The sequence below is a fragment of the Clostridioides sp. ES-W-0016-02 genome, assembly GCF_020641035.1.
GTDB lineage: Bacteria > Bacillota > Clostridia > Peptostreptococcales > Peptostreptococcaceae > Clostridioides.
The window spans coordinates 1042283-1063549 of the sequence record NZ_CP061361.1 but is presented as its reverse complement, the minus strand read 5'-3'; the positions used below and the strand labels follow the sequence as shown (position 1 = coordinate 1063549).

Annotated in this window: 9 protein-coding genes, 1 tRNA gene and 3 rRNA genes; all 13 read right to left on the bottom strand. The window is 31.8% G+C overall.

What is annotated here, in order from left to right; genetic code table 11:
• Positions 1–23 precede the first annotated feature (23 nt).
• Positions 24–2243 carry an ATP-dependent helicase gene (locus tag IC758_RS05215; protein WP_227482153.1) on the bottom strand — a complete coding sequence of 740 codons (2220 nt, stop codon included), beginning with the start codon at positions 2241–2243 and terminating at the stop codon, positions 24–26.
• Positions 2236–4152, bottom strand: a complete 1917-nt coding sequence (locus tag IC758_RS05210; protein ID WP_227860810.1) for a hypothetical protein — start codon at positions 4150–4152, stop codon at positions 2236–2238. Before IC758_RS05210 ends, IC758_RS05215 begins: the two co-directional genes overlap by 8 nt.
• 246 nt (positions 4153–4398) lie before the next feature.
• A complete protein-coding gene (locus tag IC758_RS05205; protein WP_227433999.1) occupies positions 4399–6414 on the bottom strand; it encodes an N-acetylmuramoyl-L-alanine amidase in 2016 nt (671 codons plus the stop codon).
• A gap of 581 nt (positions 6415–6995) precedes the next feature.
• Positions 6996–9017, bottom strand: coding sequence for an N-acetylmuramoyl-L-alanine amidase (locus IC758_RS05200; RefSeq protein ID WP_227860809.1), 2022 nt, complete (start codon positions 9015–9017; stop codon positions 6996–6998).
• 268 nt (positions 9018–9285) lie between these two features.
• Positions 9286–9402, bottom strand: a 5S ribosomal RNA gene (rrf, locus tag IC758_RS05195).
• A gap of 8 nt (positions 9403–9410) precedes the next feature.
• A tRNA-Gly gene (locus tag IC758_RS05190) sits at positions 9411–9484 on the bottom strand.
• 91 nt (positions 9485–9575) lie between these two features.
• Positions 9576–12474: ribosomal RNA gene (locus IC758_RS05185) — 23S ribosomal RNA — on the bottom strand.
• Between the two features lie 263 nt (positions 12475–12737).
• Positions 12738–14240: ribosomal RNA gene (locus tag IC758_RS05180) — 16S ribosomal RNA — on the bottom strand.
• The 16S, 23S and 5S rRNA genes sit together here with 1 tRNA gene alongside, the layout of an rRNA operon.
• 241 nt (positions 14241–14481) lie before the next feature.
• Positions 14482–15456 (bottom strand): glycoside hydrolase family 73 protein, encoded by a 975-nt coding sequence (locus tag IC758_RS05175; protein ID WP_227482915.1) that lies wholly within the window; start codon positions 15454–15456, stop codon positions 14482–14484.
• A 121-nt stretch (positions 15457–15577) separates the two neighbouring features.
• A complete protein-coding gene (gene wecB, locus IC758_RS05170; protein WP_227436609.1) occupies positions 15578–16687 on the bottom strand; it encodes a non-hydrolyzing UDP-N-acetylglucosamine 2-epimerase in 1110 nt (369 codons plus the stop codon).
• A 57-nt stretch (positions 16688–16744) separates the two neighbouring features.
• Positions 16745–17830 carry a glycoside hydrolase family 113 gene (locus IC758_RS05165; protein ID WP_227855761.1) on the bottom strand — a complete coding sequence of 362 codons (1086 nt, stop codon included), beginning with the start codon at positions 17828–17830 and terminating at the stop codon, positions 16745–16747.
• Positions 17831–17867: 37 nt separating this feature from the next.
• Complete coding sequence (locus tag IC758_RS05160; RefSeq protein ID WP_227860808.1) at positions 17868–19949, bottom strand: cellulose biosynthesis cyclic di-GMP-binding regulatory protein BcsB; 2082 nt, start codon at positions 19947–19949, stop codon at positions 17868–17870.
• Between the two features lie 22 nt (positions 19950–19971).
• Positions 19972–21228, bottom strand: a complete 1257-nt coding sequence (locus IC758_RS05155) for a glycosyltransferase (RefSeq protein WP_227436615.1) — start codon at positions 21226–21228, stop codon at positions 19972–19974.
• Positions 21229–21267: the final 39 nt, after the last annotated feature.

Here is a 21267-nt window from a genome sequence, read left to right as displayed (position 1 = left end):
TATCAACTTAACTCATCTATATGTTAATTTGACCTTTTCTCAATAATATATTGATTCAACCTTCTTAAATAAACACAAGGATTCTGTTCTTTTCTTTTATTACCTATATCATTTTCATCTCTATAAGCACTCCCTGAAAGTACTAACATCTCCTTTGCCCTAGTGATTCCTACATATAAAAGTCTAATCTTCTCATTTATAGAATCAATTTTAGTTTGATAAGCGTAATCAGTTGAAATACTACCTTTTAATATAGCTTCAATTTCTGACTTAATAATAGCCATTGGATTTTTGTATTTTTCTTTTAAGTACCATTTATCACTCTGAAATTTCTGAGTAATATTGTCAGGGAAATTATATTCAACAAGACCTAATAAAAACACACAATCCCATTCCATCCCCTTTGATTTATGATAATTACATAGTGTTATGCTACCAGGTTCTGGCTCATATCCATTTATCTCATAAACTACATCTATTATGTGATTAAACACCTTATTTTTAACATCAAATAGAACATTGTAAACATCTTCTAAGTCCATATATATATTTTCCGAAACTAAATACTTTATATAAAAAGATATATAATCTAATACTGCTTTATCCTCTTTTTCTAAGTTGAGCTTTTTACCAATGAACAGTATCAGCAGGTCTAACCTTATTATTGGGTATTCTAATATCTGTTTTATAATATCTATACCATATTTAAAACTTGTATATATATCGCTTTCTTCATTAATTTCTAGTGATTCAAATTTATCTTTATTAAATTTCAAATCATATATAATTTCTTCTGTTGTATATTTTTTTAATCTGTCTAAAAAATTCTTTTCTTCTATCTCATTGTCTGTGTTTATAAAAACCTTATCAAGTACGATTATTAACTTTTCTATATCATCGCAGTTTAGCATAAAATCTATAATAGAAGCTATGCTATTTATAACCTTTCTTTTACTTAAAGAATTTGGACCCAATTCTTCAAAGGTTAGACTATACTCTCTAAGTTCCTTAGCAACTTGTGTAACTTGTTCATTAAATGGAACTAGTATTCCTATACTCTTATCTGGATATTTCTTTTTTATACCTTTAACATATTTAGCAGTTTGTTCTATTTCATTTTTCCAACTATTATACCATTTTACATTTATATTATAATGCTCTGGCTTAGGGTTTTCTTTATATCCAACTCCAGTTGGAACAGTTTTTATTTGCATATCCTCAAGAGCATATCTGCATTCCTCTTGTTTAAATTCTTTTGTGACATATTCTACAAGTGAATTTGCTAAATCTAGTATATCTTTTGAACTTCTATTTGACATATCCATCCTATAACAACACTTTGCATTTTTTATAAATTCTTTAAAAAACCTAGGGTCTGATGATGAAAATGTACCTGTTATACTCTGATTTATATCTCCCACTCTAACTAAATTATTATTTTCACTTGATATAATTTTTATTATATTCCCTTGTATTTCATTTGAATCTTGACATTCATCTTCAAAAATATATTTATATCTAGTTTGGAATTTTTTTCTAAGTCCTTCATCTAAGCATAAGGTTTTTTCTGCTAGAATTAATATATCATCATAATCTAGTAAGCCATTTTGCTTTAATTTTCTATCATACAATTTGTATATTGGCAAAATCACTTTAAGCATGCCTTTGTGCCCTCTTGATAGTATCTCTTCAAGCTTATCTGGAGAAATTCCCTTGTATTTAAGTTCACTTATAGCATTTCCTACAAATTCAAAAAAACCTCTCTCCCAAGCTTCAAGAGTTATCTCTTTCCATCTCTCATCTTTTTGCTCCTTTAGAAACCACCTAAATGCTCTTTCTCCTCCATCAAATCTAAATTTATGTATACATTCATTTAATATAATACTTTTTTGTAAATCATCAGCTATATTAAAATCTTCACTTAACATTACTATTTCGGGTTTTTCCTTTATTATTTTTACAGCTAGACTATGTATAGTCATTACTTCATATGAGTTAATATCGTCTATTTTGTTTTCTTCAAGTATTTTTTTTATTCTACCTTTAAAATTATTTACAGCACTATTCATATATGTAAGAACTAATATTTTACCACCTTTATGTTTCTGTTCAAGGAGTAGTTTAGCTACTAAATTGGTTATTATAAATGTCTTGCCAGCCCCAGGAACTGCTGGAACTGCCATAGTTCCATCCTCATAATTTATTATTGGTATTTGGTCTTCTCTATAGTTTATATTAATCATAAATTTTATCTCCTTTATGTGAGAGTTTCAAAAGTATACTATATAGCATACTTTCTTGAATATAACCATTAATTGTGTATTCACTCTTATATGCATAAACTTTCTTTGCACTTAACAATAAATTATATATTGTATTATATAGATAATATTTCTTGTAGTACTCTTCCATTTCATTTGTATAAATTTTTTTCTCTTCAAAAGATTTTCTAAGTACAATTAAATTACTTATATCTTTTTCTATTTTCATATTCCAAGAATTACTTCCTATATCTACCAATATCTGGACACTTCTATCTATATTTGATGATATATATGAATATGGAGTTGTTATTACTATTTTATCTTTGCTTTTTAACTCTTCTATATCAATAACAGAATAATAATCATTTATTGTCGTCTTTAAAGCTTCTATAAAAATCTTTTCTTCTTTCAATCCAAGTAGGTTTGCACTTTCACTAAATGATTCACTTTCAGTTATTATCTGTTTACATAGACCAACATTCTTTTTACCATCTTTTAAATTTAACATTTTATCTATATAAAATTGAATTAAAAATTCATGTATTTTTATATCACTTTTCTTTTTTTCTTCAATATACTGTAAAATATCACGATATTGATTATATCCTCCTATTTTATCAACTTCTAAATACCTTGTTTCTTTAAAAATCTTAAATGCTTTTATTCTGTTTATGTCTAAAAGAGTCTCTAAAAAACTTATATATTCTTCATCTTTTATAAAGTCTAAATATCCATAAAATATGCAAGTTGCAACCACTAAAGCATTTCCATATGGGTAATCTATAGCTTTTTTATCTTTTTTAGTGTTAAAAACATCTATATTTTTTTCTTTCAAAGAATCTCTAATTTGATACTCCAATATTGTATTGTTTATAGGTGATATAATTGCTATATCTTTTGGAGATACTCCACTTTCTATAAGTGTTACAACCTTTTCGCTCACTAAATCTAACATTTCATTATATAGTTGACTTGATTGATTTAATTCTATACTTGAGGGTAATAAATATAAATCTTCTATTTTTATATTACTTTTTTCAAAGTTAATTTCTTCTTTAAATTTAATTTTAGATATTATCTTTTCATTTATATAACCCATGTCAATATTATTAAATACAGAATAATCTTTACTAAAATCAAAGAATATATGGCTTTCTAATGCATTGCTTGACACCTTTTCAATAAAATCTACTTCTGCATTACTTGAATTTTCAAGACTATCAACTACTATATATCTCAATTCTTTAAGTAAATTTTTTAAATAAAACTCATCATTAAGAAGGTAATTATTATATAGATATACACTCAGTGCATTATCTAACATTGAATTTGAAAGCAGTGTATTTATATAATATGATATAATTTCATCCATCTGAGTATATGAAAATCTATATATACTATTTCTATTTTTCTTTGATGAATATATTTTTTCTCCAATAAAATCAAAGTCAATTAAATTAAATGCGGACTTACTTATATTTGTAATTATACTTTTTGCGATTGATTTATTCGTTCCTGTGATATCTTCGAAATATCCTTCTTTCACTCTTTTTTCCTTAACTTTTTTAATTATTAAATATTCACTTAAACTATTTGATATAAATGTTGGAGATATAGATTTTTTATTTATTCCTTCACATTTCTCTATTATAAGTGCCCAATATTTTAATAATTCTTTTTTTACAAATCCTATATATGTTGTTATTTTTAATTCTTCACTATAATCTAATTCTAATGACCTCTCATATCTTATTCTAGTATTGTTATTTGGTACTAATAAAATAATACTTCTTGAGTTATTTTCAGTTCTATTCAATAATTCCTTATATTTACCTAAGGATTCATTTTCATCTTTTTTTAGACTGCTTTTTTTTAATAAATATTCCACATAATCACCTTCCTTAATTAAATTAAGTGTATATTATATAATTATATCATATTGTGCATTTTTCAAAATACAATCAAATTATTGCATTTAACTACAAAAAAGACCATATATACACTGTTATGCATTTGTATATGCAACAATGTATATATAGTCTTTATATATTTACACACCCATACTTCAAATTATAGCTTTAATATAAACTCACAATCATAAATTTATATTAAACTTTAATCACTCTATTTTTAATTACTTTAATGATTCTTCTATTCCTTTAGCTATTTGTGTGCCCATTTCTTTTACTTTTGCAGGTGAATTTATTAACTTCATATCACTCTCATTATCCAAAAATGCACATTCTACAAGTACAGCTGGCATGTCATTGGTTCTTAAAACGTATAAATAATCTTTTGTAGGGTCACTAGTAAGTACTCTTGTTTTTATACCTCTATTTGTAAGTTTAAATTTCTCTAAAATTCGATTTAATATGTTTGTAGCCACAGTCTTGGAAGTTCCTCCATTTTTATCTTTAAGCTTGTAAAACACTTCTACTCCATGACCTTTTCTATTATTATCACCATTGTAATGTATACTTGTAAATAAGTCTGGTTTAAGTGAGTTAGATAAAGCAGTTCTACTTCCAAGTGATAAAGTCTTATCTGTATCTCTAGTCATAATTACATTTATACCTTTTGAACGTAAATATTCAGTAGTTGCAAGTGAAGTATTTAAATTGTAATCTTTTTCAATCATTCCTCCAAATGAATTTCCAGGTGCTGAACCACCATGTCCTGGGTCAATCATAACTGTCTTTGCTCCATTACTAGCTCCTGGGTCTGTCGGTGTTGTATTATGCTTAGATAATGATGATGCTATAGAATTCATTACCTTAGAAGTTAATCCGCCTCCTATCTTATACACTTTATTAGCAGATTTAGCTTCTAAATTATCCTTATGATATGCAGATACATATGTTTTTGGTGTTATAAGTATTGGAGATTTTAAACTAGCAGCCAATGGTCCTGCTGCTAAAGCATCAACAAGTACATCTGACTTAGCTACTAGAACAGCTTCTAATTCATCCTCTGTATAGAATGTTTTTATTACATTTGCATTTGTTTCATGTCTATCTGCTCCATATACTCTATTTTTAGTAACACTATCTTTAGTTATATCATTTATTTTATTGATAACATTTGTTGATAACATTTGAGGACCACCTATAAAGTAAGCATTTTGTAAATCCTCACTTTGTAACCACTTATACGTATCGTTTGTAAGACTGTCTTTATCACTTAATATAATTGGTTGCTTATCTTGACCTGCTTTTGCTGCAATAGTAAGTGCATCTACTTCTCCACCATTTGCATTTGTTATATATACTTTATCTACATCATGATTTTTATCTATTTCTTTTGCTATCAATAAAGATGTCTCATATCTATTAGAACCATTCAAACGTGTTTGACTAGCACTTACAGTTGATTTTATTTGATTAGCAGTAGTTTTAGAAATAGAATTCTCATCTCCAATTATAATTATATCTTTAGGATTTAGACGCTTTAATTCTGCTTTTACACTATCAGACACATTATTTTTTTCAACCAAAAGTATTGGTGCATTATATGTAGTTGCTAGTGGAGTTGATATAATACCATCTATGCTTACATCTCCATTTATTATAACTACTTTATCTGAACCATTTTTCCATCCCTCTTTACTTATTTTAACAGCTGTTTCATATCTATCACTTCCTGTAAGTTCTGTGATAGGTGCAGAAGTCTTTCTCAAATATTTATTTACATCTTTTCTTGAAGTTATATCTTCAATTATACATTCCTGTGTTACATTGTAGTCTTTTAGATTTAATCCCATAGCTTCTAATTCTTGTTTGTCTAAAGTCTTAGGATTAGTTGCGCTATTTATTGTTATCCCTTGTAACTCCCAAACATTTAGATACTCTGGGTCTTTATTATAATTTATAGTTCCTTCATATACCCCAGTTGATTGATTGTAGTTCAGAGTTGTATCTAGTGGCATATCATAACATTTATATTTTAATGTAATGCTATCAGCATCTGGTTTTTCTTTAAATTTTATACTTACTTTTGATGTACTTCCTAAAACTATACTTTTTTTCTCCAAATTTATGTTTAAGTTAGCATTATTTTCCATAGCATTAGACTCAGTAGCAAATGCCATTGTAGGTGCAACAATTGCCATTGAAAGAACTCCTGTTGTTATTAATCTCGTATTTTTTTTCATATTAATCTCCTTACTTAACATAGATTTTCACCTTGCTTTTTTTATCTTTTAATTTTTTAAAACACAGCAAAGTGTGCTTATCTAAATTTGCAAAAATTTATTAAAAATTAAATTACAAAAAATAAACAATTACAAAAAATAAACATAATTAAATATATTTGCTCATTTCCACTATATCATTTATTACTAAAAAAATCTATAAATGACAAATAAAAACATATAATGATTATATTTTGTAGAGTTTTATATCAAATTTTTATAAGTCAATAAAATTAATTTTTCAAAGTTGCATTCTAAATGTTACATATATATTTTAATAAATAAACATCATATAAATATTATTCAAGTCCTCGACCTATTAATACCTAGAAGTTAAATACATCTCTATAATTACACCTAAAACCTAGCAACTAAAACTTCAACACAAAAAAGACCATGTATACACTATTTGCACTTATATCTGCAACAACTTATACATAGTCTTTATTACTAACAGAATTATATTTTTATTTTATGGATTTAAACTAAATCTAAAGTCATAAATTAATTTATGCTGAGTTTTTAAGTATTTTCATTATGTACTATTTTAATGACTCTTCTATACCTTTACCTATTTGTGTACCCATGTCCTTTACTTTTGATGATGAATTCAGTAAACTCATATCCTTCTCATTATCTAAAAATGCACATTCTACAAGCACAGCTGGCATATCATTAGTTCTTAAAACATACAAGTAATCCTTTGTAGGGTCAGTTGATAGTGTTCTTGTTTTTATACCTCTATTTTTAAGATTAAACTTCTCTAAAATTCTATTTAATATGTTTGTAGCTACAGTTTTAGTAGTTCCACCATTTTTGTCTGCAAGTTTATAAAATACTTCTACTCCATTTCCAGTTGTATCAGATGCATTATAGTGTATACTTGTAAATAAATCTGGTCTTAAAGAGTTAGATAGGGCAGTTCTATTTCCAAGTGATAAAGTCTTATCTGTATCTCTTGTCATAATTACATTTATTCCTTTTGAACGTAAATACTCAGTTGTTGCAAGTGAAGTATTTAAAGTATAATCTTTTTCTCTAATTCCACCTAATGGTTTACCTGTTGTTCCAGTATCCGAGCCACCATGACCTGGGTCAATCATAACTGTCTTTGCTCCATTACTAGTTCCTGGGTCTGTCGGTGTTGTATTATGCTTAGATAATGATGATGCTATAGAATTCATTACCTTAGAAGTTAATCCGCCTCCTATCTTATACACTTTATTAGCAGATTTAGATTCTAAATTATCCTTATGATATGCAGATACATATGTTTTTGGTGTTATAAGTATTGGAGATTTTAAACTAGCAGCCAATGGCCCTGCTGCTAAAGCATCAACAAGTACATCTGACTTAGCTACTAAAACAGCTTCTAATTCATCCTCTGTATAGAATGTTTTTATTACATTTGCATTTGTTTCATGTCTATCTGCTCCATATACTCTATTTTTAGTAACACTATCTTTAGTTATATCATTTATTTTATTGATAACATTTGTTGATAACATTTGAGGACCACCTATAAAGTAAGCACTTTGTAAATCCTCACTTTGTAGCCACTTATATGTATCGTTTGTAAGACTGTCTTTATCACTTAATATAATTGGTTGCTTATCTTGACCTGCTTTTGCTGCAATAGTAAGTGCATCTACTTCTCCACCATTTGCATTTGTTATATATACTTTATCTACATCATGATTTTTATCTATTTCTTTTGCTATCAATAAAGATGTCTCATATCTATTAGAACCATTCAAACGTGTTTGACTAGCACTTACAGTTGATTTTATTTGATTAGCAGTAGTTTTAGAAATAGAATTCTCATCTCCAATTATAATTATATCTTTAGGATTTAGACGCTTTAATTCTGCTTTTACACTGGCTGGTACACTGTTTTTTTCAACTAAAAGTATTGGTGCATTATATGTAGTAGCTAGTGGAGTTGATATAATACCGTCGATGCTTACATCTCCACTTATTATAATTACTTTATCTGAACCATTTTTCCAGCCTTCTTTACTTATCTTAACTGCTGTTTCATATCTATCACTTCCTGTAAGTTCTGTTATAGGAGCAGAAGTTTTTCTCATATATTTATTTACATCTTTTCTCGAAGTTATATCTTCAATTATACATTCCTGTGTTACATCATAATCTTTTAAATTTAATCCCATAGCTTCTAATTCTTGTTTATCTAAAGTCTTAGGATTAGTTGTGCTATTTATTGTTATACCCTGTAATTCCCATACATTTAAATATTCTGGGTCTTTATTGTAGTTGATTGTTCCTTCATATAATCCAGTTGATTGATTGTAGTTCAGAGTTGTATCTAGTGGCATGTCATAACATTTATATTTTAAAGTAATGCTATCAGCATCTGGCTTTTCTTTAAACTTCACACTTACTTTTGATGTACTTCCTAAAACTATACTTTTTTTCTCCAAATTTATATTTAAGTTAGCATTATTTTCCATAGCATTAGACTCAGTAGCAAATGCCATTGTAGGTGCAACAATTGCCATTGAAAGAATTCCTGTTGTTATCAATCTTGCATTTTTTTTCATATTAATCTCCTTATTTAACACAAATTTCTATTTTATTTATTTTTTATCCTACTTACTGTTAAAATTACTTTTAAAACATATGTCAAAGTGTATCTCCCAAAAATTTTAAAGAAAGTTATAAAAATAAACTTACAAAAAAACAAAAAAAATTAAATATTTAAATATTTAATTATATTCACTATATCATTTATTGCCAAAAAAATCTATAAAAGACAAATAAAAACATATAATAATTAGATTTTTATAAAATTTTATGCAAAAAAAAATTACGTGGCTACGTCCTACTCTCCCAGGCAGTTTCCCACCAAGTACCATCAGCGCTAGAGAGCTTAACTTCTGTGTTCGGAATGGGAACAGGTGTATCCTCTCTGCTATTGTAACCACATAATCTTTTGGAGCGGGTGAAGGGGATCGAACCCTCACAGCTGGCTTGGAAGGCCAGAACTCTACCATTGAGCTACACCCGCATTAAATTTTTATAGCTAGTAAAACTAGTTTTTTAAAGTTAACACTCTAAAAACTACATATATATTTTAATTAATGAACATCAAATAAATATTGGTCAAGTCCTCGACCTATTAGTATCGATAAGCTAAATACATTGCTGCACTTACACCTTCGACCTATCAACCAGATAGTCTTTCTGGGGTCTTACCCTTGCGGTGGGAAATCTTATCTTGAAGTTGGCTTCGCGCTTAGATGCTTTCAGCGCTTATCCATTCCGTACATAGCTACCCAGCCATGCCCTTGGCAGAACAACTGGTACACCAGAGGTACGTCCATCCCGGTCCTCTCGTACTAAGGACAGGTCTCCTCAAATTTCCTACGCCTGCGACGGATAGGGACCGAACTGTCTCACGACGTTCTGAACCCAGCTCGCGTACCACTTTAATGGGCGAACAGCCCAACCCTTGGGACCTACTACAGCCCCAGGATGTGATGAGCCGACATCGAGGTGCCAAACCTCCCCGTCGATGTGGACTCTTGGGGGAGATAAGCCTGTTATCCCCAGGGTAGCTTTTATCCGTTGAGCGATGGCCCTTCCACGCAGAACCACCGGATCACTAAGTCCGATTTTCATCCTTGCTCGACCTGTATGTCTTGCAATCAAGCTCTCTTTTGCCTTTACACTCTACGTACGATTTCCGACCGTACTGAGAGAACCTTTGAGCGCCTCCGTTACCTTTTGGGAGGCGACCGCCCCAGTCAAACTGCCCACCTGACAGTGTCCCAAGACCAGATTCATGGCCTATGGTTAGAGTCCCAGTACTACAAGGGTGGTATCCCAAGGATGGCTCCGCCAAAACTGGCGTCCTGGTTTCAAAGCCTCCCACCTATCCTGTACATGTAGTACCAAGACCCAATGTCAAGCTACAGTAAAGCTCCATGGGGTCTTTCCGTCCTGTCGCAGGTATCCGGCATCTTCACCGGAATTACAATTTCACCGAGTCTGTTGTTGAGACAGTGCCCAAATCGTTACGCCTTTCGTGCGGGTCGGAACTTACCCGACAAGGAATTTCGCTACCTTAGGACCGTTATAGTTACGGCCGCCGTTTACTGGGGCTTAAGTTCACTGCTTCGATTACTCTAACAGATCCCCTTAACCTTCCAGCACCGGGCAGGCGTCAGCTCCTATACATCGTCTTGCGACTTAGCAGAAACCTATGTTTTTGGTAAACAGTCGCTTGGGCCTATTCTCTGCGGCCACCGTATGGTGGCACCCCTTATCCCTAAGTTACGGGGTCATTTTGCCGAGTTCCTTAACAACAGTTCTCTCGCGGGCCTTAGGATACTCTCCTCACCCACCTGTGTCGGTTTGCGGTACGGGTACCTTTAACCTCGATAGAGACTTTTCTTGACAGTGTGAAATCAGCTACTTCGCTACTAAATTTCGCTCCCCATCACATCCCAGCATTATCAAAGCGGATTTACCTACTCTGACTGCCTCAATGCTTGGGCACACATAACCAACAGTGTGCTTAGCTTATCCTACTGTGTCATCCCATCTCTCAAACGGTTATCGGTAGTACAGGAATATCAACCTGTTGTCCATCACCTACGCCTTTCGGCCTCAGCTTAGGTCCCGACTAACCCAGGGCGGACGAACCTTCCCCTGGAAACCTTGGGTTTACGGCCTGTGGGATTCTCACCCACATCTCGCTACTCATGCCAACATTCTCACTCCCATACTGTCCACATGTCCTTACGGTCATGCTTCAACCCGTATGGGAAGCTCCCCTACCCATCATTACTGATGCCGTAGCTTCGGTAGTAAGTTTTAGCCCCGGAAATCTTCGGCGCAGGATCACTCGACCAGTGAGCTATTACGCACTCTTTGAATGAGTGGCTGCTTCTAAGCCAACATCCTGGTTGTCTGTGCAATCCCACATCCTTTACCACTTAACTTACATTTAGGGACCTTAGCTGACGATCTGGGCTGTTGCCCTTTCGACTATGAATCTTATCACCCACAGTCTGACTCCCAAGTATAAGATGACGGCATTCGGAGTTTGATAGTCTTCGGTAGGTGCAATACCCCCTAGGACATTCAGTGCTCTACCTCCGTATCTCTCACCTTGAGGCTAGCCCTAAAGCTATTTCGGGGAGAACCAGCTATCTCCGGGCTCGATTGGAATTTCACCGCTACCCACAAGTCATCCCCGAGCTTTTCAACGCTCGTGGGTTCGGACCTCCACGAAATTTTACTTTCGCTTCATCCTGCTCATGGGTAGGTCGCCCGGTTTCGGGTCTACGTCAAGTAACTGAACGCTCAGTTAAAACTCGCTTTCGCTACGGCTCCACACCTTAAGTGCTTAACCTTGCTACTTAACGTAACTCGTTGGCCCGTTCTACAAAAAGTACGCGGTCACACAAGAAATGTGCTTCCACAGCTTGTAAGTGCAGGGTTTCAGGTTCTATTTCACTCCCCTCCCGGGGTTCTTTTCACCTTTCCCTCACGGTACTATACGCTATCGGTCACTAGGTAGTATTTAGCCTTGGAGGGTGGTCCCTCCTGCTTCCCACAGGGTTTCACGTGTCCCGTGGTACTCTGGATCATATCTGAAGTTTTCTCGTTTGACATACAGGACTATTACCTTCTGTGGTGGGTCTTTCCAAACCTCTTCAATTACGATACCTCTTCGTTTAAGATATGTCCGCAACCCCAATAAAGAAAACTTTATTGGTTTGGGCTATTCCGCGTTCGCTCGCCGCTACTTACGGAATCGAATTTCTTTCTCTTCCTTCAGGTACTTAGATGTTTCAGTTCCCTGAGTTCCCCTCATTAAGCTATGTATTCACTTAATGATACTTAGACATTACTCTAAGTGAGTTTCCTCATTCGGAAATCTTCGGATCAAAGTTTACGTGCAACTCCCCGAAGCTTATCGCAGCTTATCGCGTCCTTCATCGGCTCCTAGTGCCAAGGCATCCGCCCTGCACCCTTAATAACTTGACCAGTTAAAAAGGTTTGATAGATTAGAAGCTATCAACTTCGATAATTTTTAAAAGTTATCAACTTTATATATTACAAATTAGATGTCATATCACTAAATATATATATGCAGTTTTCAAAGTGCTAACGCACAGCGCCAACAGATAAATCCTGTTGCTTAAAGTGCTAAGGCACGTCGCCAACGAATAAATTCCGTTGCTCAAAGTGCTAATTGAGTATTCGTAAAAACGAACCCTCAAAATTAAACAGTAGGCAATTCTCCTTAGAAAGGAGGTGATCCAGCCGCACCTTCCGATACGGCTACCTTGTTACGACTTCACCCCAGTTATTGATTCCACCTTCGACGACTTCTTCCAAAAGGTTAGATAATCGGCTTCGGGCGTCTCCAACTCCCGTGGTGTGACGGGCGGTGTGTACAAGACCCGGGAACGCATTCACCGCAGCATTCTGATCTGCGATTACTAGTAACTCCAGCTTCATGTAGGCGAGTTTCAGCCTACAATCCGAACTGAGAGTAGCTTTAAGGGATTAGCTCCACCTTACGGCTTGGCAACCCTCTGTACTACCCATTGTAGCACGTGTGTAGCCCTAAGCATAAGGGGCATGATGATTTGACGTCATCCCCACCTTCCTCCAGGTTATCCCTGGCAGTCTCTCTAGAGTGCCCAACTTAATGATGGCAACTAAAGACAAGGGTTGCGCTCGTTGCGGGACTTAACCCAACATCTCACGACACGAGCTGACGACAACCATGCACCACCTGTCACCAATGTCCCCGAAGGGAACTCTCCGATTAAGGAGATGTCATTGGGATGTCAAGCTTAGGTAAGGTTCTTCGCGTTGCTTCGAATTAAACCACATGCTCCGCTACTTGTGCGGGTCCCCGTCAATTCCTTTGAGTTTCACTCTTGCGAGCGTACTTCCCAGGCGGAGTACTTAATGCGTTAGCTGCGGCACCGAGGGGGGTAACCCCCGACACCTAGTACTCATCGTTTACAGCGTGGACTACCAGGGTATCTAATCCTGTTTGCTCCCCACGCTTTCGTGCCTCAGCGTCAGTTACAGTCCAGAGAGCCGCCTTCGCAACTGGTGTTCCTCCTAATATCTACGCATTTCACCGCTACACTAGGAATTCCACTCTCCTCTCCTGCACTCAAGTCTCCCAGTTTCAAGAGCTTACTACGGTTGAGCCGTAGCCTTTCACTCCTGACTTGAAAGACCGCCTACGCACCCTTTACGCCCAGTAAATCCGGATAACGCTAGCCCCCTACGTATTACCGCGGCTGCTGGCACGTAGTTAGCCGGGGCTTCCTCCTCAAGTACCGTCATTATCTTCCTTGAGGACAGAGTTTTACGACCCGAAGGCCTTCATCACTCACGCGGCGTTGCTGCATCAGGCTTTCGCCCATTGTGCAATATTCCCCACTGCTGCCTCCCGTAGGAGTTTGGACCGTGTCTCAGTTCCAATGTGGCCGATCACCCTCTCAGGTCGGCTACTGATCGTCGCCTTGGTAAGCCGTTACCTTACCAACTAGCTAATCAGACGCGGGTCCATCCTGTACTGGCTCACCTTTGATATTCAAGAGATGCCTCTCAAATATGTTATCCCGTATTAGCATACCTTTCGGTATGTTATCCGTGTGTACAGGGTAGGTTACCCACGCGTTACTCACCCGTCCGCCGCTCTTTACCGAAGTAAATCGCTCAACTTGCATGTGTTAGGCACGCCGCCAGCGTTCATCCTGAGCCAGGATCAAACTCTCAAATAAAAGTTTATCAGGCTCAGATACTATTATTATCTAAATATCTGGCTTTATGGTTTGTTTCTTGTTTTATAAATTAACCTACTGTTTAATTTTCAAAGTTCATTTTGTTCTCTTTCGAGTACAGTAATAATAATATCACCTTTCAAATAACAAGTCAATACATTTTTTTATGTTTTTTTACATTTTTTCTATTCTTTTGTATAAAACAAATTTATCTTGTTACACTTTCATGTAGAATTAATCCTTATTTTGTTTCCACTTTATTATCTATTAATTGTAAGTTATAGCTTCTAATAACCTCTATTAGTAGTTCTGCATATATACGATTCCCACTTTTATCTTCAGCTGTACTATATCCAGCATCTTCTAATGCTTGTGCCTGACTAATATAGTCTTTTGCTTCAAACAATCCATTTTTTCTATACCTTTTATTATTTACTAAAAATAAACCATGGTCTTTTACAGAGTCCTCTAATGAACCATATGACCTAAAACTTGCTACAATTTTTTCATTATAATGTTCAGAAGTTGAAATTGCTACACTTTTTCCCTTCCACGCTTTATCTGCCTTTATACCAAATAAATTATTACTTTGCTTTGTAAGTTTAGAATTGCCCCACCCAGATTCTAATATTGCTTGTCCAATTGTTATAGATGGTAATATACCATAATCGATATACTCTCTTATAGCTGAGTCTTCTAATTTCTTTATAAACTTAATTTTTTCATCACTATCTTTTAGTTCCTTATTTCCAAGATATGTGTATTCTAAATCCTTCATGTATTTTTTTGCTCTACTTTTTTGAGAAGCGTCAAATTTCAATTCATTCAATACTTTCTTAAACTTTTTTACCTTGTATACTTTTTCTCCTTTATCATTTTTGTCTTCTACTATAAATTTTTCACCAACATTTAATGTATCTTTCTTTTTTATATTACTTAAATCTTCATCATAAATTACCATATCTATAGCAAGTAACTCCTTCCAGCTTAATTGAACTTTTCCGCCCCCTGCTTCATCAGCTACATCCATATAGTATTCAATTTTAGTAGTTTTTATATCTCTTACCTTATATAAGTCTTCAAAATATTTTGTTATATTAAAAACAGCTATTATACTTGCTATTATAAACACAGTAATAAGTATCTTCTTAAATACAAGCTTTAACCTTCTTACAGCTTTATTTTTGCCTAAATTTTTTATACATTTTCTAGCCATATTATTCCCCCTTGCTAATTGTATTCCTTATCTTATCATAATTTTTATATTAAGTCGTTATATTTTAATTCTGTCTTATATAAAATTTAAATTAAGCTAACAAAAGCTAATTTAAGTATCTTCAATTAAATTTTTTTACTATTATATCCACTATATACTTGCTTGCATTTCCATCCCCATATGGATTTGAAGCTTTACTCATTTGAATATAATTATTTCTATTTGTTAATAATTGTTTTACAGAATTATATATATTTTCTTCATTTGTACCTATTAATTTAAGTGTTTTTGCTTCAATTCCTTCTATTCTTTCTGTCTTTTTTCTTAACACAAGTACTGGTTTCCCTAGCGATGGAGCCTCTTCTTGTATTCCACCACTATCAGTCATTATCATATATGATTTGTTTAAAAAATTGTGAAAATCAACTACCTCCAAAGGCTCTATAATGTGAATTTTTTTAGTGTTTTTCCCAAATACTTCACTGGCTATACTACGTATTTCAGGATTTAAATGTATAGGATATACTACCTGTACATCTTCAAATTCATCTACTATTCGCTTTACAGCTCTAAATATATTTCTCATAGGTTCTCCTAAGTTTTCCCTCCTATGAGAAGTCAATAAAATCATTCTGTCATCACCAAGCTTATCCATTATAGGGTGAGTATAATTTTCTCTTATTGTCATCTTTAATGCATCAATTGCAGTATTGCCTGTTACAAATATATTGTCTTCAGACTTTCCTTCTGAAATTAGGTTTTGTTTTGCCAAATTAGTAGGAGCAAAGTGTATATCAGCAATAATTCCTGTAAGTTGTCTATTTAGTTCTTCTGGAAATGGAGAATATTTATCATAAGTTCTAAGTCCTGCTTCTATATGACCTACTAGAACTTTACTATAAAATGCAGTTAAACTAGTAGCTAGAGTTGTCGTTGTATCTCCATGTACTAAGATTACGTCTGGCTTTTCTTTATCTATAATCATGGGAAGTTCATTTAAAACTTTACATGTTATATCATTTAAACTTTGCCCTTTTTTCATTATGTCTAAATCATAGTCTACATTTATATTGAAAGTTTCTATAACCTGGTCAAGCATTTCTCTATGTTGTGCTGTCACACACACAATACTTTTTATATGCTCTCTTTTTTCAAGTTCCTTAATTAAAGGAGCTACTTTGATAGCTTCAGGTCTAGTTCCAAATACAGTCATAACCTTGATGTCATCCATTTATATCTCTCCTAATCAACTATTTATATACTATAATTGTCTATTTATATAACAAATTTATTTATACCAAGATTTAATAATCTTTATACTCTCTTTTGATGGATAAAAGTTTTTTTCTTCATCAATTTTACCTACACAAAACACAGAAAAACCATTTATCCAATCCTCTTTTTCAAAAACTCTCCTATATGCTTCAAAGCATCTCGCTTGTTCTTCATCATTTATAATTTCTGAAGGAACATGATTCCATGGTTGAGAACTTGCATTTTCTCTATTTGAAAAGCCTAATTCTCCAAAAAATATCGGTTTATGATGAACCTTATAAAGATTATATAGTTCTTCTTTTATATTTTGTCCTCTATTATTCACAGTAGATGAATGTAAAGCAGAAACCAATTCATCAACTGTATTGACAGATTTATCACTTAACTCAAAATACGCTGCTATGGATATAAAGTCTAACTTATCAAAAAAATTATTATTTAGTTTTTGTTCATAAGATAATTTACTATTTAAATCACCTTTTCTTGTATACCACCAATTAGTTCTATATGTTACAAGCCCATCAAATTTTGATTGTACAAAATCTATTATTTCACCCCAATTTTGTTGATATTCTTCTAGGTATACAAAATTAGAGCCTACATTTAAAACCTTTACATCCAATGGATTTGCTACATCTTCTATAAGTTCATTTAATACAGTATTTTGCCAGTTATAAAAAAATCTTTTTTTATTCATAGGATTCCAATCTGTCTCATACAACTCTCCATTTTTTATCCATGGATATGCTTCCAATATTGTGGAAATACCCTGCTTGTTTAATTTTTTTATTAGTTTGATTGCCTTTTTTTTGCTATTATTATCTATTGACATGATATCAGAATTAATATCATCTACAGTTATAACTATAGGTACATTTATTGTATTCAATCCTAGCTTATCTATATCCTTCATAACTTGATTTATTTCATAATCTATAGATAAATTGGCTGATTTAATCTTGCCCTCATACTGGCTATTTACTAAACTTCTATTTTTTAATTCAATATTTACAAAATAAATTATAAATACAAAAGTTAAAATAATTCCTAAGATTAAAATATTTTTCTTAAATTTAAATTTGTTTATATTTTTATTCAAATCATATACCTCATTTTAAAATAATAAGTTTACTGTATTATCTTCTTTTATATTTCTTGATAAATAATATTGATAGAATTATAGCTACAGTTATAACAATAAAAGAAACAACAAAAAAAACTTTAGCTGTTTTACTTATATTCAATTCTCTACTTGAATCTTTTATTTCTTTATTTATTTTTGTATTGTAATTTAAATCTTTTACTTCTCCATATTCATCAATTGTTAGTGTATCTCCTTTTAAATCATTGCCTTGACTTTTATTTAATAAATAATCCATTCCTAAATATAAATTTTTTTCATCTATTGAGCTGATTACCATAATATTTCTTTGATTATTGTAAGGTGATTTTATCAATTGTATTGATGAAATGTTTTTACCATAATCGTCAATAAAGCTTATCTTATCATTTGATAAAAAGTTAGAATAGTTTTTATTGAACTTTACATTTAAGTTGCTATTTATCATCTTTATAACAGAGTTGTTAAGTGGTACTCCAAAAACTATAATATTCGTATCTTTATATTTATTGATAAACTCTTTTCCTCTAATTACATTTATATTTCCTTCATGCGAACTAATATTTGCACCTAAATTAACACCTAGTCTGGACATCCATGTCATTGCTTGAGACCCAGAATAATCTGGCATTATTACAGTTAAATCATTAAACTTATCATTCTTAACAAATGGATATGGATAACTTTCAAAATTCAGTGACTGATTTTCTTTTGTCGATAATTCCAAGTAAGAACTATTTGACACGTATGCCCAAGGATTATTACTTTCTCTTGTAACACAATTTAAATTTTTTATATTTAAATTAAACACCAACTTAACTTGATAGTAGTTTTTATTATCTATATCTTTAGGTATTTTTAATTCTAGCTTGTCATTGTCTGAATATGCTCTATCTAATTTTTTACTTCCTACAACAACATCATTTATATATACTGTAACTAATGACTTGTCAAAATCCAAATTATCAGAATATCTTAAATTTAAAACAATCTTTGAACCATTATTTAACTTTCTACCTTTTGGTATTCTAACATCAAATAAAGCTTGTTGACTAAATGCACCTTCCAATAAAATATCTGCATATCCTAATTCTTCTAAAGTCATATGTCCTAAATTTAATTCTTGTTCACCATCAATCTTTATATTAGTATCTTTATTTACAAGTATTGATGATGATAGAATTTGATTAGAAAGTCTATTGTCTATCAATACTTTAGATGCTTTTATTAAATCTTCTTCATTACTACCTATTACCACCAGCATCTTCTTATTATTGTTATACGGAGAATTTATCTGCTTAATTATACAATTTGAAGATAATAAAGTTTGTTCCTTTGCACTTAGAATATTCAAAATTTCTTCTGCTGTATTTTCAGGTTTACCAATGTATATAATGTTATCATCTGACCAGTTCTTCATTTCTGAATATAATTTAACGTCAAACTGTAACTTATCGTTCTGTGTTATTTTTCCAAATTCTGATGCTAAATTAAACACAGCTGTAGATTCACCTCTACTCATATTATCTGGAACTACTAAAGTTGTATCTAATTTAAAATTTTCTTCAATTTCTATATATGGATATGGATACTCATTTATTGAATTGCCCAATTTTTTCTGCTTATATCTAATTGATGTATAAGATTCCTTATGAATAACCATCCAGTTTCCAGTGTTAGAATCATCCTGACATATTTTGTCAGATATTGTTTTATATGCTTTTACTTTTATTTCATTATATCCTTGTATTATATAATCTTTAGGTATTGATACTTTTAATGTATCTTTATAATCTTTTTTGGCATTTAGTTTAATCGATTTTATTGGTACATTATTTATTAAGATAGTTAAACTTGAAACATCTCCATTTAATATTTGACTCTTACTAAAATTAAGATTAAATAATACTTCCTCAACATCCCAATTTTTGTTTACTTCAAAAAAAGTACTATTGCTACCTATAACTCCATCAATAGTTACATCTCTTTCAAACTTATAATTTTTGACTTTGGTTTCATCAGCTTTTACTTCATCTACAAATGCGATATTTGAAAAAAACAATACTAAAGATACAATTAATACAACAAATTTTTTCATGTTAATACCTCCTGTACATGAATTAAAATCTTTCCGTTTTATACCATTTAACTTCTCTTTTGAAAATTATATCTTTTAAATACTCTACCATTCCTTTTATAGCAACAAATAGCCATAGTTGAGAATATGTAAAATACATAAGTGCTACTATAAATATATTCTCAATTGTAGCCTCACCTTTTTCTATAGTTAAGCTTATACTCACTTCTATGATAAATAAAATGTATGATAGTATCCATATTATAATAAAGTTGATTGGAATAGAAATCTCTATTAATTTAAATACACTTAAAACAAATAAAATATCTGAGATAATAACAGATGTTAAAAATAGAAAATATACAGAAAAAAAGTAGGCTATATCAAATACAATTTTATTTTTACCTTGTTTAAATATATTTTTTATATATTTCATTAAAACGTATATATTCCCTTTTGCCCATCTGGTCCTTTGCTTTATCCAAACTTTAATAGTTTCTGGTTCCTGTTCCCATGTTATCGACTGTGGCACAAGCTTTATTTTATATCCTAACTTATATATTCTAAAGCTAATTTCTGTATCTTCTGCAATTGCTTTGCTATCCCATCCCCCAATTTCTTCTATAATACTTTTTCTCAATATAAAGTTAGTTCCTGGTATTGTACATAAATTAAATAATTGCCATCTACCAGCTTGAGACATCCATTGAAAGCTTAAGGTTTCAATATTTATAAATTTCGTCAATAGATTTTTACTTTTATTTCTAGTTCTAAACTTTCCAATAACAGCACCTAATTCATCATCTAGAACTATTGTTTGTATTAAATACCTAAGTGCATCTCTATCTGGGGTATTATCTGCATCATATACTGCTATAAACTCTCCTTTTGAAATTTTATATCCAATATTTAATGCATTTGATTTTCCCTTACCTCCAGTCATGCTATCTGTATTTATAATAGTAAAATTATAGTTTTTGTATTTACTCTTTATGCTTTCTAAAATTTCTCTACTATTATCAGAAGAGTTGTCATTTATCACAATAAGTTCCATTTTATCTTTAGGATAATTAAGTAGTAATAAAGATTCCACAGTCCTACCTATCACCTTTGCTTCATTATGAGCAGGAACAAGTATTGATACCACTGGATATCTATCAATTTTTTTTATTTTTTTATCAAAGTTCTTAAAATAAAATAGATATCCCCCCATAGCTAAAACTATATTTATAAGTAGTAAAGACCATATACTAAATAAACTAAATATAAATAGATACTCTGATACATTTAATCCTCTCATAAAATTCACCTAAAATCTTTTTAAATATTAGCACTTCAT

What these genes read in the sequence shown, in the direction of transcription:
- IC758_RS05215 (WP_227482153.1), bottom strand. Translation starts at nt 2,243, where the DNA reads ATGATTAATATAAACTATAGAGAAGACCAAATACCAATAATAAATTAT.
- IC758_RS05205 (WP_227433999.1), bottom strand. Translation starts at nt 6,414, where the DNA reads ATGAAAAAAAATACGAGATTAATAACAACAGGAGTTCTTTCAATGGCA.
- IC758_RS05200 (WP_227860809.1), bottom strand. Translation starts at nt 9,017, where the DNA reads ATGAAAAAAAATGCAAGATTGATAACAACAGGAATTCTTTCAATGGCA.
- IC758_RS05175 (WP_227482915.1), bottom strand. Translation starts at nt 15,456, where the DNA reads ATGGCTAGAAAATGTATAAAAAATTTAGGCAAAAATAAAGCTGTAAGA.
- wecB (WP_227436609.1), bottom strand. Translation starts at nt 16,687, where the DNA reads ATGGATGACATCAAGGTTATGACTGTATTTGGAACTAGACCTGAAGCT.
- IC758_RS05160 (WP_227860808.1), bottom strand. Translation starts at nt 19,949, where the DNA reads ATGAAAAAATTTGTTGTATTAATTGTATCTTTAGTATTGTTTTTTTCA.
- IC758_RS05155 (WP_227436615.1), bottom strand. Translation starts at nt 21,228, where the DNA reads ATGAGAGGATTAAATGTATCAGAGTATCTATTTATATTTAGTTTATTT.